Source organism: Pseudomonas sp. Kh14 (assembly GCF_900291005.1).
GTDB classification, from domain to species: domain Bacteria; phylum Pseudomonadota; class Gammaproteobacteria; order Pseudomonadales; family Pseudomonadaceae; genus Aquipseudomonas; species Aquipseudomonas alloputida.
Map to the genome: position 1 here is coordinate 1 of NZ_OLKJ01000140.1, position 265 is coordinate 265.

Here is a 265-nt window from a genome sequence, read left to right on the forward strand (position 1 = left end):
CGCCATGGCGGAAAAAAAGGTCCTCCTGATCGACGGGGACCCCCAGGGCAATACAACCAGGGGGATGGGGGTCGACAAGGCATCGATAGAAAAGAAGAATCTTTATCATGCCCTCATCGGTCGCTGCAGCCTCGAAGAGATCATCGTTAAGACCCAGATACCGACTCTCGACGTGGCGCCCGCCAATCAGGACCTCGTCGGGGTGGAGATCGAGTTCGTCTCCCTCGAAGAGCGCGAGAAAAAACTGAAGGCCCTGCTGTCTAAC

General features: G+C 56.6%; 1 protein-coding gene. It reads left to right on the plus strand.

Features of this window, described 5'->3' with window-relative positions; genetic code table 11:
• Positions 1-265: AAA family ATPase (locus tag FQ668_RS27595; RefSeq protein ID WP_144180790.1), on the plus strand; the 265-nt coding region annotated here is incomplete at both ends.